Source organism: Enterobacter cloacae complex sp. FDA-CDC-AR_0132 (assembly GCF_003010695.1).
Taxonomy (GTDB): domain Bacteria; phylum Pseudomonadota; class Gammaproteobacteria; order Enterobacterales; family Enterobacteriaceae; genus Enterobacter; species Enterobacter ludwigii.
Genome location: NZ_CP027618.1, coordinates 3,919,182 through 3,944,189, shown reverse-complemented (window position 1 = coordinate 3,944,189; position 25,008 = coordinate 3,919,182). Strand labels below are relative to the sequence as shown.

Sequence of the window (25,008 nt, the reverse complement as noted above, 5' to 3'; positions counted from 1 at the left end):
AGGTCATGAGTAAAGTGAAGACAATCAACATTGCGCTGATCGGGTATGGATTTGTAGGCAAGACCTTCCATGCCCCGCTGATCCAGTCCGTGGACGGCCTTAAGCTGACGGTGGTTTCGTCTCGTGATGAAGAGAAGGTTAAACGCGATCTTCCTGATGTTCAGGTGGTGGCAACCCCGGAAGAGGCAATTCAGCATCCCGATGTCGATCTGGTGGTGATTGCCTCCCCTAACGCCACCCACGCGCCGCTGGCAACGCTTGCCCTGAATTCAGGCAAACATGTGGTCGTGGATAAACCGTTCACGCTCGACATGCAGGAAGCCCGCGACCTGATTGCCCTGGCGCAAGAGAAGCAACGGCTGCTCTCCGTCTTCCATAACCGCCGCTGGGACAGCGACTTCCTCGGCATTAAGCAGATTATTGAGCAAGGAACCCTTGGCAAGGTCAAACACCTTGAGTCGCACATTGACCGTTTCCGCCCGGAAGTGCGCGTACGCTGGAGAGAGCAAAACGTGCCCGGTAGTGGTCTGTGGTTTGATCTGGGGCCGCACCTGATTGACCAGACGCTGCAGCTCTTTGGACTGCCACAGTCGGTACAGAGCAATATCGCCACGCTGCGTGACGGCGCGGAAATTAACGACTGGGCACACGTGGTCTTAGATTATCCGCAACATAAAGTGATTCTGCACTGCAGCATGCTGGTGGCTGGCGGAACGGCACGTTTTACCGTTCACGGCGATAAAGGCAGCGTGGTGAAAGCCCGAATCGACCAACAGGAAGCGCAACTGCTGGCGGGCGTGATCCCCGGCAGTGAGGCCTGGGGCGAGGACAGTGACAGCATGGTGTTCTTTGGTGCAAACGGTGAGCCGCAGACCGTTACCACGCCGAAAGGCGATCAGCGTCAGTACTACATCAACGTGCGTGATGCGCTACTCGGAAAAATCACCAATCCGGTTCATCCGGTCGAGGCGCTGGCGGTGATGGCGGTACTGGAAGCGGCCGTGAAATCCTCAGAGACGGGCACCACTCAGGCGCTGGAGTTAACCCCGGAAGAACGCGCTCAACTGCAATAAAACGCTAAAAAAAAGCCCTGCAGACTGCTGCAGGGCTCGCGGTTATAGGTTACTGGCGTTTTTTTGGCATCATGCGCAGGAGGGTGTTGTCTTTCCAGAAATAGTGATGCATCAGCGCCGCCATCGCGTGCAGACCAATCACAACGTACCCCACGTTGGCCAGCGTCTCGTGCCACTCTTTCAGAACGTCGACCAGATCAAAATTCGATTCTGCCGCGTGCGGCATCACCAGACCAAAGGCTAACCAGTCAGTACCGCGGTTATACATCATGACAATACCAATCAGCGGCAACGCGATGAACAGTAGATACACCACCAGATGACCAAGATGGGACAGTCCGGTCACCATCGGTTTTGGCTTCGGTTCAATCGGCGGTGCGCGGAATTTAAGGCGAACCACTAAACGCGTCACCATCAACACCAGTACAGAGATGCCGCACGAAACGTGGATCATGTTGATTACCGGCCGGGCGGTGCGTGGGAAGAAGCCTTTGAACTCCATCGCGCAGTAGGCGACGATGATTAACAAAAACACCAGCCAGTGGATAGCAATTTGCAGGCTTGTATATTTAGTACGCATGAGATTTCCTGATAAATAACCGATATCGCGCCAACATAATCCCCTTTCCTTAAAAATTCATTAATTTTTCTGTATGGTTTTTCAAATACTTCCCCTCGCATGAAGCTTCTTCAATTGCCGCCCTGTCCGTGATGGTCTAAGCCTGGATGAGTTCAAACTGTCGCAAAGACGCGTTCACAGGAGTACACCATGAGTAAAATTGGCATTAACGGATTTGGACGCATAGGACGCCTTGTCCTGCGTCGCCTTCTTGAAACCCAGGACAGCAACACCGTCGTCGCCATCAACGATCTTACTTCTCCCAAAGTACTGGCTTATCTGCTCAGGCATGATTCCAACTACGGTGGCTTCCCGTGGAGCGTAGATTTCACTGAAGACGCCCTGATTGTTGATGGAAAAACTATCGCCGTGTACGCCGAAAAAGAGGCAAAACATATCCCGTGGAAAGCCGCGGGCGTCGATATCGTCGTGGAATGCACAGGCTTCTACACGTCGGCAGAAAAATCACAGGCACACCTCGAGGCCGGTGCCAAAAAAGTGCTGATCTCTGCCCCTGCCGGTGAGATGAAAACCATCGTGTATAACGTGAATGACGATACCATTGACGCCAGTGATACGATTATTTCCGTTGCTTCCTGTACCACCAACTGCCTCGCCCCACTGGCAAAAGCCCTGCACGATGCGTTTGAAATAAAAGTGGGCACCATGACAACCATTCACGCCTATACCGGCACGCAGGCGCTGGTGGATGGCCCGCGCGGGAAAGACCTTCGCGCCTCACGCGCCGCGGCGGAGAATATCATTCCGCACACCACCGGGGCGGCCAAAGCCATCGGTCTGGTGATTCCGGCCCTCAGCGGCAAGCTGAAAGGCCACGCCCAGCGCGTACCGGTGAAAACCGGTTCAGTGACCGAGCTGGTCTCGATTCTGGGTAAAAAGGTCACCGTTGAGGAGATCAACGCCGCGCTGAAAAAAGCGACGCAGGGGAATAAATCTTTTGGTTATACCGATGAAGAGATTGTTTCGTCTGATGTGATCGGCTCCCACTTTGGATCTGTCTTTGACGCCACACAGACCGAAGTTTCAGAGGCTGGCGATCTGCAACTGGTGAAAACCGTCGCCTGGTATGACAACGAATACGGTTTCGTCACCCAGCTGGTGCGCACGCTGGACAAATTCGCCTCGCTGTAATGCCTGTCCCCTCTCCGCGGAGAGGGGAATACCGCAAACGGCCTCTGCTCAGAGAAGCGACCGGTGGTTCAGGGCTTCCGTAAGCACAGGATCCTGCTTTAACCGTGCCCACGCTGCAGTCACCTCGTCAGGGAATTCAACGTGTGCAATAAAATCACGCCCGGCCGGGCCATAGCCGTTCATGTCATCACAGAGTCGCGGAAGCTCGCCTAAAATGAGCGAGAGGTAACGCTCTACCGGCCACAGGCCAGCGCTCTCCCCGCTGAACACCAGCCCGTTTTCGCCATTTTTCAGCACCGGTGTATAGCCCGGGTGGCTGACCCACTGCGGCGAAGCAGACTCGTCACGGCACACGCGGGCAAAGGTTGCCATCGTGCGGCGCTGCATGGTCGGATCCTGCACGACCAGCACGCGCCCGGACGTCTGTTGATGCTGTTTGAGCATGTTCCAGCTAAAACGCGCGTTTTCTCCGCAGTTGGTTGATTGATCGTCAACCCACACGCGCGCATCAGGGATTTGCCAGAACTGGCGGGCAATATCGGCCAGAATGCTTGCTTCCGCTCGCCCCGTTACCGGGACAGTGTGATAACGCGGATGCTGAGCGATGGCCGCATACAAAAACGCGGTCGAATGGCCAATCCCTCCGCTAATCAGTAACGGAACGTCGTGTTCAGCGGCAATACGGCAGGCAGCGTCGATGGTCGGCATCACCGCGTTTCCGGCCAGAATAACCCTGTCAACCGCCGCCACGTCGCGGGTATTGCCCAAATCATCCTGTGCCAGCCACTGGCCGACCGTGTTGATTGCCGCCAGGGTTGACTCCGGCAGAAGGGGAAAGTGCGTCTGAACCATGGTGATGTCCTCAGTTGCTCTGGTTCAGATTAACGACTTCAGATCGACAAAACAACGGCCTCCCGGGCCGCTCTTTTTCCTTAACCTGTTCTTCAACATTTGATTAACCTGCGAAAATCATATTCACTTGAATTATCATTTGCGGCAAACGTAGAATCGTTAGCCCACTCATTATTCAATTTTTTCTAAGGTAAAAGACGTTATGCGCCTGCCCGAACGCGACCCTTATGCTCCTCGCGAGTGGCAGCCTCATGAGAAACCCGCCCTGTTGGGTTCGCCCTCCACGCCAGAACACAGCACGCCAAAACGGATTGCCTATGGGGTTGTCGGTCTGCTGGTGTGCCTGACGGGGGCGCTGGGTAATGCGGTGGTCACCGCCAATCTGCAAAATCTGCAGGGGACCTTCGGGGCCTGGTCGACAGAAATCGCCTGGCTCCCGGCGGTGTATGTAATGACCAACATCTCCATCAACCTGCTGCTGGTGAAATTCCGCCAGCAGTATGGTTTGCGCGCCTTCACGGAAGGTTTTCTGGTGCTGTATGTGCTGGTCACCTTTTTCCACCTGTTTGTAAACGATCTCAGCTCCGCGCTGATGGTGCGTGCCGCACACGGGATGGTGGCCGCCGCGCTCAGCTCCCTCGGTATTTACTACCAGATACAGGCCTGGCCCGCGAAACACCGTCTGAAGGCACTGACCATCGGGATTACCGGGTCATCGCTCGCCATCCCCCTCGCCCGCCTCTTTTCGACCGAGCTGCTGCAGCTTGACGAGTGGCGCGGGCTTTACTTCTTTGAGCTCGGGCTGGCGCTCATTTCACTGGCCTGCGTGATAGCGTTGAAATTGCCTCCTGGCGACCGGCGCAAGGTCTTCGAGAAAAAAGACTTCATCACCTTCTTTTTACTGGCCCCGGGGATGGCGCTGCTTTGCGCGGTGCTCTCCTTAGGCCGTCTTTACTGGTGGTTTGAAGCGCCGTGGATCGGCTGGTCGCTGGCATTAGCGCTGGTATTAATCGTGTCTGCGATCGTGTTTGAACATAACCGTTCTAACCCGTTGCTGAATACCCGCTGGCTATCGAGCGGCAGCATCGTGCGTCTCGGGCTCATTATGCTGCTGATCCGCATCGTGCTGGCGGAGCAAAACACCGGCGTTATCGGCTGGCTGCAGTATGTCGGCCTGCAGAATGAGCAGATGACCCACCTGGCGTGGTCTATTTTTGCCGGTATTGTCTGCGGGATTGTGACCAGCTGTTTGACCATCAAGCCCACTAAACTGGCGTGGCCGATCATTACCTCGCTGGCGCTCATGATTGTTGCCTCCCTGCTGGACAGCCAGTCGAACAACCTGACCCGCCCGGACCAGCTGATGCTCAGCCAGTTCCTGCTGGGCTTCGGCAGCGCCTTCTTCCTCGCGCCCGCCATGCTGGCCGCCATTGGCGGGGTTATCGCCGATCCGCGCAACCTGGTGAGCTTCTCGGTGATGTTTGGCATGAGCCAGAACCTCGGCGGCCTGCTCGGCTCTGCCATCCTGGGGACCTTCCAGACCTGGCGCGAGAAATACCACTCCAGTATGCTGGCCGATCAGCTCACAACCCTGAACCCGCTGGTGAATGACCGTATTCAGGCTTACACCGGGCTGTACCGGAACCTGATTGGCGACAGCTCGCTGCTGGGCACCCAGGCCATCACCCAGCTGCAAACGGTTTCAACGCTTGAGGCAAATATTCTGGCTTATAACGATACTTATTTACTGACGGCGAGCATTGCCGCCACCACCCTGGTCTGGATTTTATGGCGCTTGCTGCGCCTGCGCCTGACTGCCCGTATGGCCCTGAAGAAGGCAACAGGCAACAAGTAATGAATATGAAGATGATTTCTCTGGAGATGTTATGAGTCAGCAGGATGCCGCTAAAGAGCAGGCCAACACCCGTAAAAATGTCCGTATCGTTTCGGTTTTCACCGCGGCGGCAATCGGTATTGTCGGCGTACTGGTGATCCTCTACGCCTGGCAGCTACCCCCGTTCACCCGCCACTCGCAGTTTACTGATAATGCCTACGTGCGCGGACAGACGACCTTTATCAGCCCGCAGGTTAACGGCTATATCACTGAGGTGAAGGTGCAGGATTTCGACCGGGTTAAAAAGGGCGAGCTGCTGCTGCAGATTGATGACCGTATCTACCGCCAGCGGGTGCATCAGGCCGAGGCACAGCTGGCGATGAAGATTGCCGCCCTGAACAACAACCTGCAACAGCGCAAGAGTGCCGAAGCGGTGATCGCCAAAAACGAAGCGGCTCTGAAAAATGCCCGCGCCCAGAGTCTGAAATCCCAGGCGGATTTGAAACGCGTAAAGGACCTGACGGCGGATGGTTCACTGTCTATCCGTGAGCGCGACGCCGCGCTGGCAAGCGCAGCCCAGGGCAGCGCCGACATTGACCAGGCGAAAGCCACGCTGGAAATGTCGCGCCAGGATCTGCAAACGGTGATCGTCAATCGCGGCGCGCTGGAGGCGGATGTAGAAAACGCCAAAGCGGCGCTGGAGCTGGCGCAAATTGACCTGCAAAACACGCGCATTGTGGCGCCACGCGACGGCCAGCTTGGTCAGATCGCCGTTCGTCTGGGAGCTTATGTTACCGCCGGAACCCACCTCACCACCCTCGTGCCACCTCAGCACTGGGTGATCGCCAATATTAAAGAGACGCAGCTGGCGGAGCTTCGGGTGGGTCAGCCGGTGAAATTCACCGTCGATGCGTTAAATGATAAGGCCTATCAGGGCCGCGTGGAGAGCATCTCTCCGGCAACCGGCGTTGAGTTCAGCGCCATCACGCCGGATAACGCCACGGGTAACTTTGTCAAAATTGCCCAGCGTATTCCGGTGCGAATTGAAGTATTGGGTGACCAGGAAGCCTATCAGCTTCTGCGTCCGGGCATGTCGGTGCAGGTGACCATTGATACGCGGGAGGCGAAGCAATGACCCTTCGCCCGATAGCCGTTCTGATGATGATGACCGTGCTGGCCGGTTGCCAGTCGGTCGACGTGAAACCGGCGCAGCCGTCGCTGCACATCCCCACGCAATGGCGAGCAACGGCAGGCCCGGCAAGCCCTGCAGAACAGCTCTGGTGGCGTAATTTCCACGACAATAATCTGAACCGCTATGTGGACCTGGCGCTTAAGAACAACAGCGACGTGCTGATTGCCCGCGAACGGATTAACGAGTATCAGGCGCGGGTCTACGCGGCCGACGGCAGCCTGTTTCCGTCGCTGGATGCTGGCGTCACGGGCACCCGCGCGCGGACACAATCTGCGGCCACCGGTCTGCCGATCTACAGCAGCCTGTATAAAGGCAGCCTCACCGCCAGCTATGATGTCGATATCTGGGGCGTAAACCGCAGCACCGCGAATGCGGCTGAAGCCTCGCTGGACGCGCAGAAAGCCGCGGCGGCGGCAGCAGATCTTACCGTGGCGTCCTCGGTCGCCTCCGGCTATATCACCCTGCTCTCCCTCGATGAACAGCTTCGCGTCACCCGCTCCACGCTGAAGTCCCGGGAAGAGGCATTCACTCTCGCTAAACGCCAGTTTGAAACGGGCTACAGTTCGCGCCTGGAGCTGATGCAGTCCGACTCCGAACTGCGCTCCACGCGGGCGCAGGTTCCCCTGCTGCAGCATCAGATTGCACAGCAGGAGAACGCCCTGAGCCTGCTGCTGGGGAGCAACCCGGGCGAGGTCGCGCGCAGTGAAAGCTTCGCGGCCCTGACGCCCCTGACATTGCCCTCGCAACTGCCCTCCTCGCTGCTTAATCGCCGTCCGGATATTGTGCAGGCTGAAAAGCAACTGGTTGCGGCTGATGCCTCGCTGGCTGCCTCACGCGCCAGCCTGCTGCCGTCGATCAACCTGACCGCAACCGGATCGATACAGGATCGCACGCTCTCCGGCTTACTCGACAACCCGCTGCAGCTCTGGAGCGTCGGCGGCAGCATTCTTGCTCCGCTGCTCAACCGCCAGGCGCTGAACGCCCAGGTGGATATTTCGCAGTCCCAGCGCAACCAGGCGCTTTACAGTTATGAAAAAACCGTCCGTAACGCCTTTGCCGAGGTCAATAACAGTCTTGATGCCATCACGCGCTATCAGGAACAACTGACGGAGCTGCTTGCCCAACAAGATGTGGCGCAAGAGACGCTGCGCATAGCGCAAAACCGCTATCGCAACGGCTATTCGTCGTACCTGGATGTGCTGGATGCCCAGCGCACGCTGTTCTCGGTACAAACCAGCGTCGTGCAGGTCAAAAATAACCTGCTGCTGGCGCAGGTTGATTTGTACAGAGCACTGGGCGGAGGCTGGAGCAACGCGTGACCTGATACCCCACAGGCCCTCTCCGGCATGGAGGGGGCGAAAACCGGATCGCAGCGCAACCCGGTGTTTGCCACTCAGGAGTCAATCTATGCAACAACAGTGGTCTGCAGTCGATAATTACATGATCTCTTCACTCATTCCCGAGGATGATATCCTCCAGCGGGTGCTGGAAAACAACCAGCGAGCTGGTTTACCCGAACACGATGTCGCGGCCAATCAGGGGCAGCTGCTGGCGCTTTTTGTCCGCATGACGCAGGCACGGCGGATCCTTGAAATCGGCACGCTGGGCGCCTACAGCACTATCTGGATGGCGCGTGCGCTGCCACCTGACGGGAAGTTGATCACCCTCGAAGCGGACCCCATCCATGCCCGCGTTGCACGGCAGAATATCCAGCTGGCGGGGCTCAGCGATCGGATTGAGCTCATTGAAGGCCCGGCGCTGTACTCTCTTGAACACGTCGGTGATATTCCGCCGTTCGACCTGATCTTTATCGATGCCGATAAGCCAAACAATCCGGGGTATCTGGAGTGGGCACTGTACTACTCGCGTCCGGGAACGCTGATCGTCGGGGATAATGTGGTTCGGGACGGCGAAGTGATTAACGCGCAAAGCGACGATGCCCGCGTACAGGGCGTCAGACGATTTATTGAGATGATCGGGGATAACCCGCGCCTGACGGCGACCGCGCTACAAACGGTGGGCAGTAAAGGATGGGATGGCTTTACCCTGGCCGTGGTGAATCGCTAAACGCAGATGCCCTCTCTCACAGAGAGAGGGCGAACACCCGACGTTACGCCGAAATCTGCTCCATTGCCTGCAAAATACGCTTATCCGAAATGGGATACGGCGTACCGAGCTGCTGGGCAAAGAAGCTGACGCGCAGCTCTTCGATCATCCAGCGGATCGCCTGCACGTCTTCATCGTCACGGCGCGCTGGCGGCAATTTGTTGAGCCACTGCTGCCATGCCTTCTGCACGCTTTCCACTTTCAGCATCTGCGCGCGGTCACGATGCGGATCGATAGCCATTTTCTCCAGACGTTTTTCGATCGCCTGCAGATAACGCAACGTATCGCCAAGGCGTTTGAAGCCGTTGCCGGTAACGAATCCACGGTACACTAACCCGGCCATCTGCGCTTTCACGTCCGACAGCCCCAGCGCCATGGTCATATCCACGCGCCCTTTCAGGCGTTTGTTGATATTGAACACGGTGGTGAGGATCTGCTCGACCTGTTTCGCAATGTCGACCACGGTGTCGTTCAGTTCTGCCCTGACTTTCTCGTGCAGTACCGCAAACTCCGCTTCTGACCAGACCGGACCGCCCGCCTCGTGAATAAGCTTGTCCACGCCACAGGAGATGCAGTCGTCAATCAGATCCAGCACTTTACCGTACGGGTTAAAGTAGAGACCAAGCTTGGCTTTGTTCGGTAACTTCTCGTGCAGATATTTAATCGGTGACGGAATATTAAGCAGCAGCAAACGACGCAGACCACGCCACATCATCTGCTGTTGTTCCTGTGGATTATCAAAGAGTTTGATGGCCACGCTGTCACGCTCATCCACCAGTGCAGGCCAGGCCTTCACCCTGTAGTTGCCGCGTTTTTGCTCGTAGCTTTCCGGAAGCGCGCCAAAGCTCCAGATGTGCAATCCGCTCTGCTCGATACCGTCATCAGCCACCGCAGAAAGCGTCTCCTGGACTTTACCTTTCAGCGCCTCTTTCAGTTCGTTCAGCGATCGGCCTTCCTGCAGCTTTTTGTTTTTGTCGTCCACCACGCGGAAGCTGATTTTCAGGTGATCGGGCACCTGATCCCAGTGCCAGTCGTCGCGGTCGACGGTTACGCCCGTCATGCGCCTGAGCTCACGCTCCAGCGAATCCAGCAGCGGCAACTCCAGCGGCGTTACGCGGCCTAAAAACGCTTCGGCATAGTTTGGCGCAGGCACAAAGTTACGACGCACCGGTTTTGGCAGCGATTTGATCAGCGCAATCACCAGCTCGCGACGCAGCCCCGGAATTTGCCACTCGAATCCGCTCTCTTCGACCTGGTTTAACAGCGGTAGCGGAATGTGTACGGTGACGCCATCCGCATCCGCGCCCGGCTCAAACTGATAGGTCAGACGCAGCTTGAGAGAGCCCTGATGCCAGAAGTTCGGGTAATCGAGTTTGCTGACCGACTCCGCCCCCTCTTTGATCAACATGCTCTTTTCAAAGTTGAGCAGGTCCGGGGTCTCTTTGCTGGCCTTCTTCCACCAGCTGTCGAAGTGGCGGGCAGAAATCACATCGTGGCTGATACGCTGGTCATAAAACTCAAACAGCGCCTCGTCGTCGACCAGAATGTCGCGGCGACGGGATTTATGCTCAAGCTCTTCCACTTCGGCACGCAGTTTGAGGTTTTCACGGAAGAACGCATGACGCGTCTGCCAGTCGCCCTCCACCAGCGCGTGACGAATAAACAACTCGCGGCACAACGCGGGGTCTATCTGGCTGTAGTTAACCTTGCGCGCGCCAACCACCGGCAGACCGTAAACGGTCACTTTTTCGGTCGCCATCACCGCGCCCTGCGCGCGCTCCCAGTGCGGTTCACTGTATGAGCGCTTAAGCAGGTGCTGGGCAACAGGTTCAACCCATTCGGGATCAATGCGCGCCGCAATGCGGCCCCACAGGCGGCTGGTTTCCACCAGTTCGGCCACCATGGTCCATTTAGGCGGTTTCTTGAATAAACCGGACCCCGGGAAGATGGAGAAACGGGCGTTACGCGCCCCAGTATACTCCTGCTTGTCGGCATCCTTCATCCCGATATGGGAGAGCAGACCGGTCAGCAACGCAATGTGAATTTCGCGGTACTCCGCCGGTTCACTGTTAACCGGAATGCCCAGCTCTTTCACCACCTGACGCAGCTGCGTGTAGATATCCTGCCACTCGCGCACGCGCAGATAATTGAGGAAATCGACGCGGCACTGGCGGCGGAACTGGTTCGACGACAGCGCTTTCTGCTGCTCGCCGAGGTAGTTCCACAGGTTCACAAAGGCGAGGAAGTCGGACTCTTTATCGTGGAACCGACGGTGTTTTTCATCAGACGCCTGCTGCTTGTCCATCGGACGCTCGCGGGGATCCTGAATCGAGAGCGCGGAGGTAATGATCATCGCTTCACGCACACAGCCGTGTTTCTGTGCTTCCAGCACCATGCGCGCCAGCCGCGGGTCAACCGGCAGCTGGCTGAGCTGACGGCCCAGCGGCGTCAGTTTGTAGGCGCTAGCCTGCTCGTCGGTGGTGATGGCACCCAGCTCTTCCAGCAGGCGCACGCCGTCCTGAATGTTGCGCTTGTCCGGCGCTTCGACAAACGGGAACGCGGCGATGTCGCCAAGCCCTAGCGCAGTCATCTGCAGGATGACCGACGCCAGGTTGGTACGCAGAATTTCCGGGTCAGTAAACTCCGGTCGCGACAGGAAATCGTCCTCGGAATAGAGGCGAATACAGATCCCTTCCGACACACGGCCGCAGCGGCCTTTACGCTGATTAGCGGAAGCCTGAGAAACCGGCTCAATTGGCAGGCGCTGCACTTTGGTGCGGTAGCTGTAGCGGCTGATACGCGCCGTACCCGGGTCAATCACATATTTGATGCCCGGCACGGTAAGCGAGGTTTCCGCCACGTTGGTGGCCAGCACAATACGACGTCCGCTGTGCGGCTGGAACACGCGGTTTTGCTCGCTGTTTGACAGGCGCGCATACAGCGGCAGAATTTCGGTATGGCGAAGATCGCGCTTGCTGAGGGCGTCAGCGGTATCGCGAATTTCCCGTTCGCCGCTCAGGAAAATCAGAATGTCGCCCGCGCTTTCATTTCCCAGCTCGTCGACGGCATCAAAGATGGCCTGCAGCTGGTCGCGCTCGGTATCGTCCGCGTCTTCCACTATCGGGCGATAGCGCACCTCCACCGGATACGTTCGGCCAGAGACCTCGATAATCGGCGCATTGTTGAAATGCTTTGAGAAACGCTCCGGATCGATGGTGGCGGAAGTGATGATAATTTTCAGGTCCGGGCGACGCGGTAACAGTTCTTTCAGATACCCGAGCAGGAAGTCGATATTCAGGCTGCGTTCGTGCGCTTCATCGATAATGATCGTGTCGTACTGCATCAGCAGACGATCCTGCTGGATTTCCGCCAGCAGAATACCGTCAGTCATCAGTTTGACCATGGTGTTATCGCTAACGTGGTCGCTGAATCGCACCTTATACCCAATGCAGCCACCGGGCTGCGTTTGCAGCTCTTCGGCAATACGGTTCGCCACGGTACGCGCCGCCAGACGACGCGGCTGGGTGTGACCAATCAGCCCTTTCACCCCACGCCCCAGCTCCATACAAATTTTCGGCAGCTGAGTGGTTTTCCCTGAACCGGTTTCCCCTGCGACAATCACCACCTGGTGGTCGCGCACGGCGTCAAGAATGTCCTGTTTTTTCTGACTGACCGGCAGGTTTTCCGGGTAGGTAATCTCCGGACGTGCGGCTTCGCGCAGCACGACTTTCCCTGCCGCCTGTTCAATCTCTTTCGCCATCTCCTGATAAATGGCCTGTTGTGCATCAGGATTTTTAACCTTCTTCACCCCGTGCAGACGGCGGGCAAACCGCTGTTTATCACGCAGCATCAGTGAATCAAGCTGTTGCAGGAGCATCGGGGAGGTTAATTTTTGTTGTTCTGTCATAGCGTTAACGGGCAGTGCACTGCCGGGTAAAATCTCTTTTTAATGATTGCTATAGAGTATCACATTGGCGCTTTGAGTGCCTTATTCAAAAAATTCGAACATAGACTTCGATATATTGCGCTATCCCTGCGACAGGATTGTGAATAGAGTGTCAACAAGCAACGGGGCAACCCCCTTCAATCAAATGCAAAAACAGGAATCACCCATGAGCAAAGTATTAGTATTGAAATCCAGTATTCTGGCAGGGTACTCACAGTCTGGTCAGCTCTCTGACTACTTCGTTGAACAGTGGCGTGAACAGCATTCTGCTGATGAAATCACCGTGCGTGACCTGGCTGCAAACCCGATTCCTGTGCTGGATGGCGAACTGGTTGGTGCGCTGCGTCCAGGCGACGCTCCCCTGACGCCACGTCAGCAGGAAGCCCTGGCCCTCTCTGACGAGCTGATTGCTGAACTGCAGGCGCACGACGTTATCGTGATCAACGCGCCAATGTACAACTTCAACATCCCTACTCAGCTGAAGAACTACTTCGACCTGGTTGCCCGTGCCGGCGTAACCTTCCGTTACACTGAAAACGGCCCTGAAGGTCTGGTGAAAGGTAAGCGTGCGATTGTACTGACCAGCCGTGGCGGTATTCACAAAGACACCCCAACTGACCTGGTTGCACCGTACCTGACTCTGTTCCTGGGCTTCATCGGTATTACCGACGTGAATTTCGTGTTTGCTGAAGGTATTGCCTACGGCCCGGAAGTTGCGACCAAAGCGCAGACCGACGCGAAAGCCGCTATCGACAGCCTCGTAGCCGCTTAATCATCCCCCTCTCACCGCCTGGTGGGAGGGTTTCTTTCTGTCCCCGCCGCTAAAAATTCGCTATCATCCGCACCCACTCTTCTGTCGGACCGTCTGATGTCTGAGATTATAGATTCCTTTATTGCCCCACCGTGTCACGACGAGATCGAGATCCTCTGGCAGGACGAACATCTGGTCCTGATTAATAAGCCTTCCGGTCTGCTCAGCCTTTCAGGCAAAAATCCGCAAAATCGCGATTCAGTGCATTATCGACTGGTACAGACGTTTCCCGGCTGCACGCTGGTGCATCGTCTGGATTTCGGTACATCCGGGCTGATGGTCATTGCGCGCAATAAAGCGATTAACGCCGCTCTCTGTCACCAGTTCAGCCAGCGCGCCGTGCGAAAGGTATACAGCGCCCTGCTTTGCGGGCATGTGGAAAACGACGAGGGCGTGATTGATGCCCCGATTGCTAAAGATCCGGCGCTGTTTCCGCTGATGTCGATTTGTGCAATTACCGGCAAACCCGCACGCTCACGCTATCAGGTGATGGACCGGTTTTATGATGCGGCACTGCCGTTAACGCGGGTCAGACTGACCCCGGAGACCGGGCGAACCCACCAGCTGCGTATTCACTGCCAGCAGTTGGGCTACCCTATTTTAGGCTGCGATCTGTATGGTGGTCTTGCACTGCCGGGCACCGAACCGATACCGCGACTGATGCTGCACGCCAGCGAGCTGGATTTTGTGCATCCGGTGAGCGCAGAGGCAATTAACGCCCGTCACGCCGCACCGTTTTAAGCGCGGCTTACCACATCAAATCGTCAGGAATTTTGAAATCTGCGTACGGATCGTCCTCATCCTGCTCTTCCTGACTCAGGGCGCTGTTTAACACGATACTCTCGGCATCGCGCTGGGCGATTTTATCGGCCACCACTGCCGGGATAATCGCATAGTCGCAGTCGCCATTGGCATTAATCATCAGACGCGCAATCGCCAGGCGGCCATTGATCAGCTGGGCCTGCGTCTGCTTGTCGACCTCGATTTTTTTGATGAGATTGCCGTCGGTAAAGTTAAAGGCGATGGTGCCTCTGGTCACGGTGATGCGGTTCATTTCGATCAGCTGCTTGACCTGCGCTTTAAACTCTTTTGCCAGCGTCGCCTGCTTCTGCTGCTCGCTCAGCTGCTTGTCACGCTCGAGCTGCGCTTTTTTATTCTCTTCTACTGCTTCCCTTGCTTCACGGGCCTGAACGCGCGATTTCTTGGCCGTGCGCTGAACTTTAGCCATCTTCTTACTGCTGACTAAGCCTGCTTTCAGCATCTGCTCTTGTAGGGTGAGTTTTGTCATGATCGTTTCTAAACCGTATTGAAATTTTGGGGATTATACCTGGAAAGGCGCTGTTCATGAAGATAGCTCATGTTGCAGTGAAATTAAGTCACTTCCCCTCCGTCACGGGCTCAGGCATAAATTATGCATTGGTAACTTCTTAGCAACAAGAACTTAGGATGTATAACGACGATGAGTAATGCTTTTACATTTAGCCTTAAGCGTAGTTGCTTTGATGAAAATTATAACCCTTCAGAAAATACGCGTACCACCACCAACTTCGCCAACCTGGCCCGTGGCGAAAAACGCCAGCAAAACCTGCGTAATACGCTGGTGATGATGAATAACCGTTTTAACGCGTTAGCGCGCTGGGATAACCCAAAAGCCGATCGCTATGCGCTCGAACTGGACATTATTTCTGTGGATTTGCATATCGGCGCTGAGAAGCCCTTCCCGGCTATCGAAATATTGCAGACAACGATCGTTGATAAAAAGACCCATGAGCGCATCGACGGTATCGTTGGAAATAATTTCTCGTCCTATGTCCGCGATTATGATTTCAGCGTCTTGCTGCCGGAGCACAATAAAAATCAGTCCCGCTTCGCGATCCCGGATAATTTTGGTGAGCTGCACGGCACTATTTTCCGGCATTTCGTTAACTCACCTGAATACAAAGAGAACTTCAAAAAGGCACCGGTGATCTGCCTGAGCGTCTCCAGCAAAGACACCTACCGCCGCACGGGCAACCAGCACCCGGTGCTGGGCATCGAGTATCGTCCGGACGGTACATCCTTAACCGAGCAGTACTTCGGGAAAATGGGTCTGCAGGTTCGTTACTTTATGCCTGAGAATAGCGCAGCGCCGTTTGCGTTTTATTTCACCGGCGATTTATTACGGGATTACACCAACCTGGAGTTGATTAGCACCATCAGCACCATGGAGACTTTCCAGAAAATTTATCGCCCTGAAATTTACAATGCGAACTCGACCGCCGGAGAATGCTACCAGCCCGATCTGAATCATGAGGATCATTCATTAACAAAAATTGTTTATGACCGTGAAGAACGCAGCCGGCTGGCAATTGAACAGGGCAAATTTACGGAAGCGTATTTCATCAAGCCCTATAAACCTCTTCTTGAGCAGTGGTCAGGTCACAACACGCTTTAATTAATCGATAATAAAGGTCTTCTACTATGAAAACATTGCTCCCGACTTCAACGGCTGGCAGTTTGCCTAAGCCAACCTGGCTTGCGCAACCCGAAACGCTCTGGTCGCCATGGAAATTGCAGGATCAGGAATTACTTGCCGGTAAACAGGATGCGCTGCGTTTATCTCTGGATGAGCAGATCCGTGCGGGCATTGATATTGTCAGCGACGGCGAACAGACTCGTCAGCACTTCGTCACCACCTTTATTGAACACCTCAGCGGCGTTGATTTTGAGAACCGCCAGACCGTGCGAATTCGTAACCGCTATGACGCGAGCGTGCCGACCGTGGTGGATGCCGTCGCGCGTCAAAAACCGGTGTTCGTTGATGACGCAAAGTATTTACGTCAGCTCACGGATAAACCGATCAAGTGGGCTCTGCCCGGCCCGATGACCATGATCGACACCCTCTATGACGCTCACTATAAAAGCCGCGAAAAGCTGGCCTGGGAATTTGCCAAAATTCTCAATCAGGAAGCGAGAGAGTTAGAAGCGGCGGGCGTTGATATCATCCAGTTTGATGAACCAGCCTTTAACGTGTTTTTTGATGAGGTGAACGACTGGGGTATTGCCGCGCTGGAACGTGCCATCGAAGGTTTGCGCTGCCAGACCGCGGTCCATATCTGCTACGGGTATGGCATCAAAGCCAATACCGACTGGAAAAAAACGCTCGGTTCAGAATGGCGGCAGTATGAAGAAGCCTTCCCTAAACTGCAGACGTCCAATATCGACATCATCTCTCTGGAGTGCCACAACTCCCGCGTACCGATGGACCTGCTGGAACTGATCCGCGGCAAAAAGGTGATGGTGGGTGCCATTGACGTGGCGACCAATACCATTGAGACGCCAGAGGAAGTGGCCGATACGCTGCGTAAAGCGCTGCAGTTTGTCGATGCCGACAAGCTGTGGCCATCAACAAACTGCGGGATGGCCCCGCTCTCACGTCAGGTTGCCAACGGAAAGCTCAACGCCCTGAGCGCCGGCGCCGACATTATCCGTAAAGAACTCGGCGCGTAATCGCTACGTCTGCCAGTAAGGCGGGGTGCCGAAAAGCGCCACGTAATGATCAATCACCGCCCTGACGTTCAGGGGCGGGTGACGGGCGTGAGGATAGATCGCCGCAATGTTCAGCGGCTCGGTATTTATGGCGCACTCCCGTTCCGCGAGGAGTGCGACCAGTTCCCCCTTCTGCAGTCTGTCGCCAATCAGCCAGTCCGGAAACAGCACGATCCCCATCCCGCCCAGCGCGGCAATGAGCAGCGACTCCGCATTATTGGAAGTCATCAGCGGCACCACGGGGTAATGCACCCAGGCTTCCCCCTGACCTCGCACCAGCCAGCGATTGGGACCTGACGACCCGCGGTAGACCAGGCACCGGTGGCGACTGAGGTCATCCGGCCCGTCTGGCACACCGTGTTTTCGCAAATAGTCCGGCGACGCGGCCAGATGGTAACGCTGCTGGCCAAAAACCCGCGCGTGAAAGGTTGAATCCGTCAGCATGCCGATGCGAAAGATAACGTCGGCGGCATCTTTGTGCGGGTCGATAAAGTCATCGGTCAGCGTCAGCTCTATATTCAGCCGGGGATACCGCGCCGCCAGTGCAGGCAGACCAGGGGCAACGTGTCGCTGCCCAAAGTACACCGGGCCATTTATGCGCAGCGTGCCGGAAGGCTCCGTCGAACGCTCATCCAGCTCACGACGCGCCTCCTCCAGGCTTTCCACCATCGCTCTGGCGTAGCGGATAAAAAGGTGGCCGCTTTCCGTTGGGATCACCGCCCGGGTATTACGATAGAAAAGTTGCTGGCCGAGCGCGTCCTCAAGCTGATGGATAACGCGTGAAACCTGCGAGGCAGACATCCCCTCCCGCCGGGCGACCACAGAAAAGTTTTGCGCTTCGTAAACCGCAATAAAAACCCGCAGCGAGCGGATATTCATATTTCCGGCATCAACCATTAGTGCATTTCCTGCAAAGGTGTTTCCTGCATTATGGCATTTTTCTCATCGATGTTCAGGGCTAGTCTGTTTCGCCTTCAGAACGTAGAGATAATGAATATGCAATGGATGTTAATTTTACTGGTTATTCTCGGCGGCATGGGCCTCTCCGTAGAGGCTGGCTTGCTGGGGCCACTGGGTGGGGAAGTCGGCGATTTATGGGCCACGTTCAGTATTTTCGGTACAGGTGCCGCGCTGACGTTTCTGCTGATGCTGTTTTTCAGCCCGCGTAACAGTCCGTCGTTTTTCGCACAGCCCGCATGGCAACTGCTCGGCGGCGTACTCGGGCCCGTTTACGTCGTCATTTTGACCCTCGCCACGCCGGCCATCGGCATTGCCCTGACGATGATTGGCATTCTGGCAGGTCAGGTCTTTAAGAGTCTTATCATTGACCACTATGGGTTGCTGGGCACCACGCCCAGAAAGATTAACGGTAAACGCATCATCGCGCTGCTTTTCATCATTGCCGCGCTGGTTCTGGTTGCACAGGGGTAACAAAATGACACTGATTATGATTATGTTGGCAGTGTGTGGCGGTGCGACGCTGAGCATCCAGGCCGCCATCAACGGACAGCTGGGAAGCAGCGTGGGCGTCTTTAAAAGCGCGTTTCTGACGTTTTCCGTTGGTGCGCTGGTCACCGCCCTGCTGATCTTCTTCTTTGAACCCAAACAGGCCGTTACCCTGATGGACGTGCCCAAATGGCAGCTGCTCGGTGCCCTGTTCGGCGTGCCCTACATTGTGATAATGGTACTGGCGGTACAACGTATCGGTACCGCCGTCGCCACGGTCGCGGTGATCTTCGGCCAGCTCACCATGAGCATGTTGATTGACAGCTTTGGCTGGCTGGGTAACGCCGTCATTCCGTTTTCGCTGAGCCGTCTCGGGGCCATCGTCTGCCTGGCCATTGCGCTGATCTTCATCTACCTCAGCAGCAAAACCCCAGCCGAACCGGCGCCCGGGCGCGAGTAACGTCACGCCTTGCGGGTAAAGAACAGCGTCACCGTGGCGACGGTGACGCCCAGTTTCTTCAGCTCTGTTTTATTGAACAGATGGGTTTCATCCTGCAGGTACATCCAGTCGTCAAAGTGCAGCAGCCAGGTGCTGCCATTGGCTTTCACCTGCATGCTGTAATGCCAGTTGAAGGCGTTTCCCGCCGCCTGCCCGGTGACCACCCCTTCGATATCCCCTGCCGTGCCTTCGTAGCGATCGCCCCCCATCCGCCGGATATGCCATACCCGCTGCTGTTTTTCGCCGTCGTCATAGACGAAATGTTCATTGAGCGTCAGCGTATCGCCGATAACGTCCCCGGCAATCTCAACGTGAAACCGGCGCAACTGTGTACCGCTGCGATCCTGCACCATGCCCCACGCTTCGGTTTTCCCCTGAAAATAGCGGAAGATATCCAGCTTCGGCTGCTGCTGACGGTATTCCGTCACCTCTGTACTGCAGCCGGCCAGCAGCATCGTTACCGCAAGCGCGATGACCAGTATACGTTTCATTGTTGCCCTCCTGTCAGCTGCTGACGCAGCGCGGGATATTGCGTGCGGGGACTGAGCCAGATTGCCAGAAAGCGCGTGCTGAACGCGGCGGACTGACGTGGTCCCAGTGGAATAAAGTCTTTCTGCGTCGCCGAAGCACGGTACCAGAACTGCCCCTGCCTGTCGGTGACCACAAACGCCAGCTGGCTGCCCGGCCCAACATCGGGCCAGAGCGACTGGAGCATACGCAGCCAGGCTTCGCTTTGGGGCTCCTGCTCGAGGATCCCCTGCGCCTGCCACTGATCGCGCGTTGCCTCAACCAGGTCATCACGGTCGATTTCACGCGCGTAAGTGATAATCAACGCCCGATCCCCGTTCTCCCCGCTATAACGCCCCTCCGGCGTGCGAAGCTGTGAGGTATAGACGGTGAACGGCCCCCAGGTCAGCGTGGCGTCACCGACCTTGCGCCAGGTCAGCCAGTCGGCAGCCTGAGCCACGGGGGACAGGATTATCAGTAAGAGAAGCAGTGCCGCAGCTCTCATTTTTGTCTCCCCACCAGCAGATGGAAAAACAGCATCAAAACCAGCCAGCCCGGTGCCATCCAACTGATGACAATAAAGGTCGGCTCCAGAAAAGTAATGGCGCCAAGCCGTTCGCCAATCAGATAGGCGACAGGCCCGCCCACGGTTGCCAGCAGGGTCAGCAGCCAGCCGGGTAATGTTGTTGTGCGCGTCAGCTGAGTCCAGACGGTGGCGAACATCAGCCACAGTGCCACCATCCACAGCGGCATCAGTGACTCACCCGTAAACGCAATCAGGCCCGTCAACGCCCAGAGCGCATCCAGCAGGCTCCCTGCCGCGGCCAGCGCAATGGCGTAAAGTCGGTACGCGGACGGCAACAGCAGGCAGGCCACAACCGCCAGCACGATCCAGATAATCAGGCCCTGCTCGCGAAAGAGCACCACCAGCGCCCAGTAAAAATCGAACGCGATAGCCAGCAGAAAGACCTGCAAATAATGTTTCATACGCGCTCGGCGGTCAGCTGCACCACGCTGATGGTGCGGGCGTTAAACCCGGCTTCGCAGTAGCCGAGGTAGTACAGCCACATCCGACGAAACCGCTCATCGAACCCAAGCTTTTCAATCTCCTGCCATGCATGCACGAAGCGCTGGCGCCAGAGAGCCAGCGTGCGGGCATAGTCGGGCCCCATATCAAAGAGATTGCGCATCACGAAATCGGTGTGGCGCGTCATAAGCTCATTCATGGCGGTGATGCTTGGTAAAAAACCGCCGGGAAAAATGTAGCGCTGGATAAAGTCGACGCTTTTGCTGTAGTCGCGATAGCGCTGGTCCTGAATGGTGATGGCCTGTATTGCCATACGACCTCCCGGTCGCAGCCTGGCCTGACAGGTGCGGAAGAAGGTTGGCAGATAGCGCTGCCCCACGGCCTCAATCATCTCTATCGAGACCAGCTTGTCGTACTCTCCGGTGAGGTCGCGGTAATCGCACAGCAGTACCTCAACGCGATCCTGCAACCCGGCGCGGACAATCCGTTCTTTCGCCCAGAGGTACTGCTCCTGCGACAGCGTCGTGGTGGTCACCCGACAGCCATAATGACGGGCGGCATATTCCGCCATCGCGCCCCAGCCGGTGCCAATTTCCAGCAGGTGATCATTGGCGTTCAGCGCCAGCTGATCGCACAGGCGAGCCATTTTGGCCTGTTGAGCCGCCGTGAGATCCTGCTCATCTGCGGTGAACAGCGCACTGGAGTAAAGCAACTCGTTATCCAGAAAATGGGCATAAAAGGTGTTGCCCAGATCGTAATGCGCGGCAATATTTTCGCGGGCCTGGGCGCGTGAGTTTCGCCGCGTCCAGTGACGAAGCCGTTCAAGCGGCCTGCTGAACAGACGAAATCCCTTTTCCAGCCGGCCAAGCACCTGCCCGTTAAGCGCCAGGATCTCAAGCAATGGCGTGAGCTGTGTGGTTTCCCATTCGCCATCCATCCAGGCCTCAGCGGCGGCGAGGCTGCCCCCCCTTAAGACACGCCAGTACACGCCCGGGCTCAGGATCTGAACGTCAGCATGCAGCGCAGCGGATGTCTCGCCGAAATGGAACGTCTGCGCACCCTCACGCAGGGTCAGCGAGCCGCCGCGGATACCGCTTAAGAGACGAAACAGCAGCCAGCGCGCGATGCGGACGTTGCGCGGGATATCGGGTTCAAGCGCAAAGACGGGATCGGTCATGAGCGTTCACTCCTGCTGACGGGATGGTTATACAGCGGCACGCGCTTGAGCCACAGCCGCAGCGCCTGCCAGTAAATAGCGAAAACGGTTTTGAGGGTCATCAGTGGAATGCGCAGCAGCAGCGACCGCAGTGCCGCCCGGGTAAGCGGCTCCCGTCGTAGCGCCAGCGTGGCGTCAAACACCTTCGTTTCCTGATGGTTTTCGATGTGCATATGCAACGAGTCGTCAGGCGGGTTAAAGCGCCAGTGGTAAACCATGTCCATCGGGTTAAAAGGGGAAACATGAAACGTTTTTTCTGTGGGACGCGCATCCTGCCCATTCACCGCGTAGTAATGACGCTCATTCCACGGGGTATTGCGAACTTCCGCCAGCACCCAGCGCAGCGTCTCCGCCCGGTCATAGCAGTAGTAAAAGTTGACCGGATTAAAATGGAATCCGAAGTAGCGCAGCTGCGTCAGGAGCATAACCCGCCCCTGCGGCCGTTCTCCGGTCAGGCTTTCAAGCCTGGTGAGGACGTTCTCTTTAAGCGGCGTGCCTAGCGGATAATCCGCATCATGGAACGAAGCGGCGGCAACACAATTGCGACGGACCCCGACCGAGGGCAGCGTCTCCAGCTCATCGAGATCGAGCCAGGCCATAAAGACGCTGTAGCGGAACTGGTGCGTTTTCGGCCGGAAGCGACGATGGCGTAATACACCGTGATAGAGGCAGCTGTTCATTTCAGTTCCCCTCCCCGGCGGCTATCGCATTCACCACGTCCAGCGCACTGCGCACGCCATCTTCATGAAAGCCGTTGTACCAGTAAGCGCCGCAGAACCAGCTACGCTGGTGGCCGTTAATCTCGCCGCGACGCGCCTGTGCACGCCAGCTTTTGGGGTTAAACAGCGGGTGTTCATAGACAAAGCGTTTCAGAACAAAGCGTTCATCCACGGGAATGTCCGGATTAAGGGTGACGCAGAACAGCGGGCTACCCGCAGGCAACCCCTGCAAAATATTCATGTTGTAGGTGACGCAGGCGCTGGCCTGATCCTGCTGGCTCAGACGGTAGTTCCAGCTCGCCCAGGCACGCTGACGTACCGGTAGCCAGCGCGGATCGCTGTGAAGCACCACCTCATTACGCTGCCAGCTGATATCGCCAAGCACGTCCTGCTCAGCCGCGCTCGGCGCGTCAAGCATCGCCAGCGCCTGCCCGGAGTGACAGGCAAAAATCACCTGATCAACGCTGTGGCTCGCGTTGTCGAGCTGGATCGTTACCCCATTCTCCTGACGAATCACCCGCTGCACCGGGGCGTTGAGGTGCAGCGTCAGACGGTCACCGAGTTTATCCAGCATGGCGCGGATGTATTCTCGCGAACCTCCGGGCACGACGTACCACTGCGGACGATGCGTCACATCCAGCAGGCCGTGATTGTCAAAGAAACGCAAAAAGAGCGGCAACGGAAAACGTTTCATCTCCTGCAACGACGATGACCAGATGGCCGCCCCCATCGGCAGAATGTAGTGACGCGCGAAAAACGGCGTAAAGCGGTGCCTGTCCAGAAACGTCTGCAGCGTCGCGTGCGGGTCTGGCTCGCTCTCCAGCGCCTGTTTCGCCAGGCGATTAAAGCGGACAATCTCCCCGAGCAGCCGCCAGAACGACGGGTTCACCAGGTTTCGACGCTGAGCAAATAACGAGGTCAGGGTGTGTCCGTTGTACTCCAGCCCGGTTTGCGGGTTATGCACCGAAAAGCTCATCTGCGTCTTTTGCCCGCTGATACCCAGCTCGCTCAGCAGGCCCATAAATCGTGGGTAGGTACGGTCGTTGTAGACGATAAAACCGGTATCGATGGCGAAAGCACCCTGTGGCGTCGGCACGTCAACCGTCGCGGTATGCCCGCCGGGAGTGGCCCCCGCTTCGAACAGCGTCACCTCATGATGACCGGCAAGACGCCAGGCACAGGTCAACCCGGCGATGCCGCTGCCGATAATGGCAATCTTCATGAACGCACCATCCTGCGCAGCAATGTGCGCTGAAGAAACGCGGGAAGCCCTGAGAGCAACCGCAAGATAAGGCCAAACCCCACCGGAAACGCAATTTGCATTTTCCCTTTCGCCAGCCCGGTCCGAATGGCCTGCACGGCCTCCTCAACGCTGACCCTGCCCGGCATGGCAAAGTCATTTTTTCGCGTCAGCGGCGTATCAACGAAGCCCGGGAATACCACCGTCACGGCGACCCCTTTCGGCTCCCAGTCGAGCCGCAGACTGTCGGCAAACCAGCTCAACGCCGCTTTGGACGCGCCGTAAGCCTCTGCGCGCGGGAACGTCAGCCAGTGCGCCATGGAGCTGACCAGCACCACGCGGTTGCCTGAAACCAGCTGCGGCTGTAACGCGGCCAGACAGTTCACCGGCCCGAGGAAATTGGTGGTCATCACCCGCTCTACCAGCGCTGCATCCACCCCGCCCTGCTCAAGGTATTCGCAGGTACCGGCGCAGAGAATAACCAGGTCGGCATAGCAGCCCGTCAGCGCCTGGCGACAGGCGTCCCTGTCTGTCATATCGAACAGGCGAACCGTGATAGTGGGGCTGTGCTGATGCAGGGCGTCCAGACGCGCCGGATCGCGCCCGCAGGCGATTACCGTGTGGCCGTCAGCAGCGAAGGATTTCGCCAGCCCGGCGCCGATGCCCGAACTTGCTCCGGTAATCAAAACCGTGCTCATGCGTTCACCCTCCGCTTCACGCCGCGCACTGCCCAACCGAGCAGCGGAAGGTGTTCGTAGATCATCTCTCCGGCGTCGTAATAGTCACGCTGGCGAGTAATCAACCCATGTTCGGTCTCCACCACCGAACATCCCGGCAGGTCGAGCGGCTCGCCTCCGGCAATGCGCGGATGCGACCAGTGCATAATCCACGTGACAACGAAACGGCGGTCACCAAACAGCGGAGGATCAATGGTAAAACGGCAATTTTCAACATTGGCCAGCAGATGGGTGAAATAGCGCTGGAGCGCGAAAATCCCGTCATGCTCGCCGAACGGATCGATAAGCGTGGCATCCGAATGATAAAGCCCGACCAGCGCTGAGGGCGGCTGGCTATCCAGTGCGGTGTAGTACTCAACAAACCGACTCACGACAGAGGGCAAAGTGCTCATGGGTCACATCCTGGCGGTAAACAACGTGGCGTAATCGCATAATTAAAACTTACACAATTAACGTTATTTGTCCAAGTTTGTGTAAGACTATTTTTTATTTATATTATTTTTC

General features: G+C 56.7%; 25 protein-coding genes. 12 read left to right on the top strand and 13 right to left on the bottom strand.

Going from position 1 to position 25,008, the window contains the following annotated elements:
* Nucleotides 1–5 precede the first annotated feature (5 nt).
* Nucleotides 6–1,073, top strand: a complete 1,068-nt coding sequence (locus AM379_RS19180; protein ID WP_106504091.1) for an oxidoreductase — start codon at nt 6–8, stop codon at nt 1,071–1,073.
* Nucleotides 1,074–1,122: 49 nt separating this feature from the next.
* On the opposite strand, the gene cybB is transcribed toward AM379_RS19180, so the two are convergent.
* The gene (gene cybB / locus AM379_RS19175) at nt 1,123–1,653 is read right to left on the bottom strand and encodes a cytochrome b561 (RefSeq protein ID WP_025204247.1); all 531 of its coding nucleotides are present in this window, start codon (nt 1,651–1,653) and stop codon (nt 1,123–1,125) included.
* A gap of 189 nt (nt 1,654–1,842) precedes the next feature.
* Here cybB and gap point away from each other — a divergent pair, with 189 nt between their 5' ends.
* Entirely contained in the window at nt 1,843–2,844 is a 1,002-nt protein-coding gene (gap, locus tag AM379_RS19170; protein WP_020884211.1) for a type I glyceraldehyde-3-phosphate dehydrogenase, read from the top strand.
* A gap of 48 nt (nt 2,845–2,892) precedes the next feature.
* Here the strand turns inward: gap and AM379_RS19165 are convergent, their stop codons facing one another.
* Nucleotides 2,893–3,696, bottom strand: coding sequence for a YdcF family protein (locus tag AM379_RS19165; RefSeq protein ID WP_106504090.1), 804 nt, complete (start codon nt 3,694–3,696; stop codon nt 2,893–2,895).
* 202 nt (nt 3,697–3,898) lie between these two features.
* Between AM379_RS19165 and AM379_RS19160 the strand changes: the two genes are divergently transcribed.
* From AM379_RS19160 to AM379_RS19145, 4 genes are all read left to right on the top strand, one after another.
* The gene (locus AM379_RS19160; protein WP_047744619.1) at nt 3,899–5,551 is read left to right on the top strand and encodes an MFS transporter; all 1,653 of its coding nucleotides are present in this window, start codon (nt 3,899–3,901) and stop codon (nt 5,549–5,551) included.
* A 31-nt stretch (nt 5,552–5,582) separates the two neighbouring features.
* Nucleotides 5,583–6,665, top strand: coding sequence for an HlyD family secretion protein (locus tag AM379_RS19155; RefSeq protein ID WP_014169974.1), 1,083 nt, complete (start codon nt 5,583–5,585; stop codon nt 6,663–6,665).
* Nucleotides 6,662–8,041, top strand: coding sequence for an efflux transporter outer membrane subunit (locus AM379_RS19150; protein WP_020884213.1), 1,380 nt, complete (start codon nt 6,662–6,664; stop codon nt 8,039–8,041). Before AM379_RS19155 ends, AM379_RS19150 begins: the two co-directional genes overlap by 4 nt.
* Before the next feature lie 88 nt (nt 8,042–8,129).
* Nucleotides 8,130–8,789, top strand: coding sequence for an O-methyltransferase (locus tag AM379_RS19145; RefSeq protein ID WP_106504089.1), 660 nt, complete (start codon nt 8,130–8,132; stop codon nt 8,787–8,789).
* Between the two features lie 43 nt (nt 8,790–8,832).
* Here AM379_RS19145 and hrpA read toward each other — a convergent pair whose 3' ends face one another.
* On the bottom strand, nt 8,833–12,735 hold the full coding sequence (hrpA, locus tag AM379_RS19140) for an ATP-dependent RNA helicase HrpA (RefSeq protein ID WP_106504088.1): 3,903 nt from the start codon (nt 12,733–12,735) through the stop codon (nt 8,833–8,835).
* Nucleotides 12,736–12,940: 205 nt separating this feature from the next.
* On the opposite strand from hrpA, the gene azoR reads away from it, so the two are divergent.
* Both azoR and AM379_RS19130 read left to right on the top strand, forming a co-directional pair.
* The gene (gene azoR / locus AM379_RS19135) at nt 12,941–13,546 is read left to right on the top strand and encodes an FMN-dependent NADH-azoreductase (protein ID WP_025204253.1); all 606 of its coding nucleotides are present in this window, start codon (nt 12,941–12,943) and stop codon (nt 13,544–13,546) included.
* A 96-nt stretch (nt 13,547–13,642) separates the two neighbouring features.
* Nucleotides 13,643–14,326, top strand: coding sequence for an RluA family pseudouridine synthase (locus AM379_RS19130; protein ID WP_106504087.1), 684 nt, complete (start codon nt 13,643–13,645; stop codon nt 14,324–14,326).
* A gap of 7 nt (nt 14,327–14,333) precedes the next feature.
* Here the strand turns inward: AM379_RS19130 and AM379_RS19125 are convergent, their stop codons facing one another.
* The gene (locus AM379_RS19125) at nt 14,334–14,873 is read right to left on the bottom strand and encodes a DUF2058 domain-containing protein (RefSeq protein WP_106504086.1); all 540 of its coding nucleotides are present in this window, start codon (nt 14,871–14,873) and stop codon (nt 14,334–14,336) included.
* A gap of 171 nt (nt 14,874–15,044) precedes the next feature.
* Between AM379_RS19125 and AM379_RS19120 the strand changes: the two genes are divergently transcribed.
* Together AM379_RS19120 and AM379_RS19115 are read left to right on the top strand one after the other, a co-directional pair.
* Nucleotides 15,045–16,019: a DUF1852 domain-containing protein gene (locus tag AM379_RS19120; RefSeq protein WP_014169967.1), complete on the top strand. Its 975-nt coding sequence runs from the start codon at nt 15,045–15,047 to the stop codon at nt 16,017–16,019.
* Between the two features lie 26 nt (nt 16,020–16,045).
* Nucleotides 16,046–17,074: a methionine synthase gene (locus AM379_RS19115; protein WP_025204256.1), complete on the top strand. Its 1,029-nt coding sequence runs from the start codon at nt 16,046–16,048 to the stop codon at nt 17,072–17,074.
* Between the two features lie 3 nt (nt 17,075–17,077).
* On the opposite strand, the gene AM379_RS19110 is transcribed toward AM379_RS19115, so the two are convergent.
* Entirely contained in the window at nt 17,078–18,010 is a 933-nt protein-coding gene (locus AM379_RS19110) for a LysR family transcriptional regulator (RefSeq protein WP_014169965.1), read from the bottom strand.
* Between the two features lie 99 nt (nt 18,011–18,109).
* Between AM379_RS19110 and AM379_RS19105 the strand changes: the two genes are divergently transcribed.
* Together AM379_RS19105 and AM379_RS19100 are read left to right on the top strand one after the other, a co-directional pair.
* Nucleotides 18,110–18,544 (top strand): DMT family transporter, encoded by a 435-nt coding sequence (locus tag AM379_RS19105; RefSeq protein WP_025204258.1) that lies wholly within the window; start codon nt 18,110–18,112, stop codon nt 18,542–18,544.
* A gap of 4 nt (nt 18,545–18,548) precedes the next feature.
* On the top strand, nt 18,549–19,019 hold the full coding sequence (locus AM379_RS19100; protein WP_032678109.1) for a DMT family transporter: 471 nt from the start codon (nt 18,549–18,551) through the stop codon (nt 19,017–19,019).
* A gap of 2 nt (nt 19,020–19,021) precedes the next feature.
* On the opposite strand, the gene AM379_RS19095 is transcribed toward AM379_RS19100, so the two are convergent.
* From AM379_RS19095 to AM379_RS19060, 8 genes are read right to left on the bottom strand one after another with little or no spacing between them, the layout of a single operon-like run.
* Entirely contained in the window at nt 19,022–19,549 is a 528-nt protein-coding gene (locus AM379_RS19095; RefSeq protein ID WP_106504085.1) for a DUF3833 domain-containing protein, read from the bottom strand.
* Complete coding sequence (locus AM379_RS19090) at nt 19,546–20,070, bottom strand: hypothetical protein (protein WP_047744610.1); 525 nt, start codon at nt 20,068–20,070, stop codon at nt 19,546–19,548. The genes AM379_RS19095 and AM379_RS19090 overlap by 4 nt, the downstream gene beginning before the upstream one ends.
* Complete coding sequence (locus AM379_RS19085) at nt 20,067–20,552, bottom strand: DUF2878 domain-containing protein (RefSeq protein WP_040017417.1); 486 nt, start codon at nt 20,550–20,552, stop codon at nt 20,067–20,069. Before AM379_RS19085 ends, AM379_RS19090 begins: the two co-directional genes overlap by 4 nt.
* The gene (locus AM379_RS19080; RefSeq protein ID WP_059306168.1) at nt 20,549–21,769 is read right to left on the bottom strand and encodes an SAM-dependent methyltransferase; all 1,221 of its coding nucleotides are present in this window, start codon (nt 21,767–21,769) and stop codon (nt 20,549–20,551) included. Before AM379_RS19080 ends, AM379_RS19085 begins: the two co-directional genes overlap by 4 nt.
* Nucleotides 21,766–22,488: a DUF1365 domain-containing protein gene (locus tag AM379_RS19075; RefSeq protein WP_106504084.1), complete on the bottom strand. Its 723-nt coding sequence runs from the start codon at nt 22,486–22,488 to the stop codon at nt 21,766–21,768. Before AM379_RS19075 ends, AM379_RS19080 begins: the two co-directional genes overlap by 4 nt.
* A gap of 1 nt (nt 22,489) precedes the next feature.
* Nucleotides 22,490–23,749: an NAD(P)/FAD-dependent oxidoreductase gene (locus AM379_RS19070; protein WP_025204265.1), complete on the bottom strand. Its 1,260-nt coding sequence runs from the start codon at nt 23,747–23,749 to the stop codon at nt 22,490–22,492.
* A complete protein-coding gene (locus AM379_RS19065; RefSeq protein ID WP_106504083.1) occupies nt 23,746–24,465 on the bottom strand; it encodes an SDR family NAD(P)-dependent oxidoreductase in 720 nt (239 codons plus the stop codon). The genes AM379_RS19070 and AM379_RS19065 overlap by 4 nt, the downstream gene beginning before the upstream one ends.
* Nucleotides 24,462–24,896: a nuclear transport factor 2 family protein gene (locus AM379_RS19060; protein ID WP_014169955.1), complete on the bottom strand. Its 435-nt coding sequence runs from the start codon at nt 24,894–24,896 to the stop codon at nt 24,462–24,464. The genes AM379_RS19065 and AM379_RS19060 overlap by 4 nt, the downstream gene beginning before the upstream one ends.
* Between the last annotated feature and the right edge of the window lie 112 nt (nt 24,897–25,008).

Bases quoted from the DNA above. Each gene is read 5' to 3' on its own strand.
- AM379_RS19145 (WP_106504089.1), top strand. From the start codon at position 8,130: ATGCAACAACAGTGGTCTGCAGTCGATAATTACATGATCTCTTCACTC.
- AM379_RS19130 (WP_106504087.1), top strand. From the start codon at position 13,643: ATGTCTGAGATTATAGATTCCTTTATTGCCCCACCGTGTCACGACGAG.
- AM379_RS19180 (WP_106504091.1), top strand. From the start codon at position 6: ATGAGTAAAGTGAAGACAATCAACATTGCGCTGATCGGGTATGGATTT.
- azoR (WP_025204253.1), top strand. From the start codon at position 12,941: ATGAGCAAAGTATTAGTATTGAAATCCAGTATTCTGGCAGGGTACTCA.
- gap (WP_020884211.1), top strand. From the start codon at position 1,843: ATGAGTAAAATTGGCATTAACGGATTTGGACGCATAGGACGCCTTGTC.
- cybB (WP_025204247.1), bottom strand. From the start codon at position 1,653: ATGCGTACTAAATATACAAGCCTGCAAATTGCTATCCACTGGCTGGTG.
- AM379_RS19160 (WP_047744619.1), top strand. From the start codon at position 3,899: ATGCGCCTGCCCGAACGCGACCCTTATGCTCCTCGCGAGTGGCAGCCT.
- AM379_RS19095 (WP_106504085.1), bottom strand. From the start codon at position 19,549: ATGAAACGTATACTGGTCATCGCGCTTGCGGTAACGATGCTGCTGGCC.
- AM379_RS19065 (WP_106504083.1), bottom strand. From the start codon at position 24,465: ATGAGCACGGTTTTGATTACCGGAGCAAGTTCGGGCATCGGCGCCGGG.
- AM379_RS19110 (WP_014169965.1), bottom strand. From the start codon at position 18,010: ATGGTTGATGCCGGAAATATGAATATCCGCTCGCTGCGGGTTTTTATT.
- AM379_RS19155 (WP_014169974.1), top strand. From the start codon at position 5,583: ATGAGTCAGCAGGATGCCGCTAAAGAGCAGGCCAACACCCGTAAAAAT.
- AM379_RS19125 (WP_106504086.1), bottom strand. From the start codon at position 14,873: ATGACAAAACTCACCCTACAAGAGCAGATGCTGAAAGCAGGCTTAGTC.
- AM379_RS19085 (WP_040017417.1), bottom strand. From the start codon at position 20,552: ATGAAACATTATTTGCAGGTCTTTCTGCTGGCTATCGCGTTCGATTTT.
- AM379_RS19090 (WP_047744610.1), bottom strand. From the start codon at position 20,070: ATGAGAGCTGCGGCACTGCTTCTCTTACTGATAATCCTGTCCCCCGTG.
- AM379_RS19060 (WP_014169955.1), bottom strand. From the start codon at position 24,896: ATGAGCACTTTGCCCTCTGTCGTGAGTCGGTTTGTTGAGTACTACACC.
- AM379_RS19165 (WP_106504090.1), bottom strand. From the start codon at position 3,696: ATGGTTCAGACGCACTTTCCCCTTCTGCCGGAGTCAACCCTGGCGGCA.
- hrpA (WP_106504088.1), bottom strand. From the start codon at position 12,735: ATGACAGAACAACAAAAATTAACCTCCCCGATGCTCCTGCAACAGCTT.
- AM379_RS19115 (WP_025204256.1), top strand. From the start codon at position 16,046: ATGAAAACATTGCTCCCGACTTCAACGGCTGGCAGTTTGCCTAAGCCA.
- AM379_RS19150 (WP_020884213.1), top strand. From the start codon at position 6,662: ATGACCCTTCGCCCGATAGCCGTTCTGATGATGATGACCGTGCTGGCC.
- AM379_RS19080 (WP_059306168.1), bottom strand. From the start codon at position 21,769: ATGACCGATCCCGTCTTTGCGCTTGAACCCGATATCCCGCGCAACGTC.
- AM379_RS19075 (WP_106504084.1), bottom strand. From the start codon at position 22,488: ATGAACAGCTGCCTCTATCACGGTGTATTACGCCATCGTCGCTTCCGG.
- AM379_RS19120 (WP_014169967.1), top strand. From the start codon at position 15,045: ATGAGTAATGCTTTTACATTTAGCCTTAAGCGTAGTTGCTTTGATGAA.
- AM379_RS19105 (WP_025204258.1), top strand. From the start codon at position 18,110: ATGCAATGGATGTTAATTTTACTGGTTATTCTCGGCGGCATGGGCCTC.
- AM379_RS19070 (WP_025204265.1), bottom strand. From the start codon at position 23,749: ATGAAGATTGCCATTATCGGCAGCGGCATCGCCGGGTTGACCTGTGCC.
- AM379_RS19100 (WP_032678109.1), top strand. From the start codon at position 18,549: ATGACACTGATTATGATTATGTTGGCAGTGTGTGGCGGTGCGACGCTG.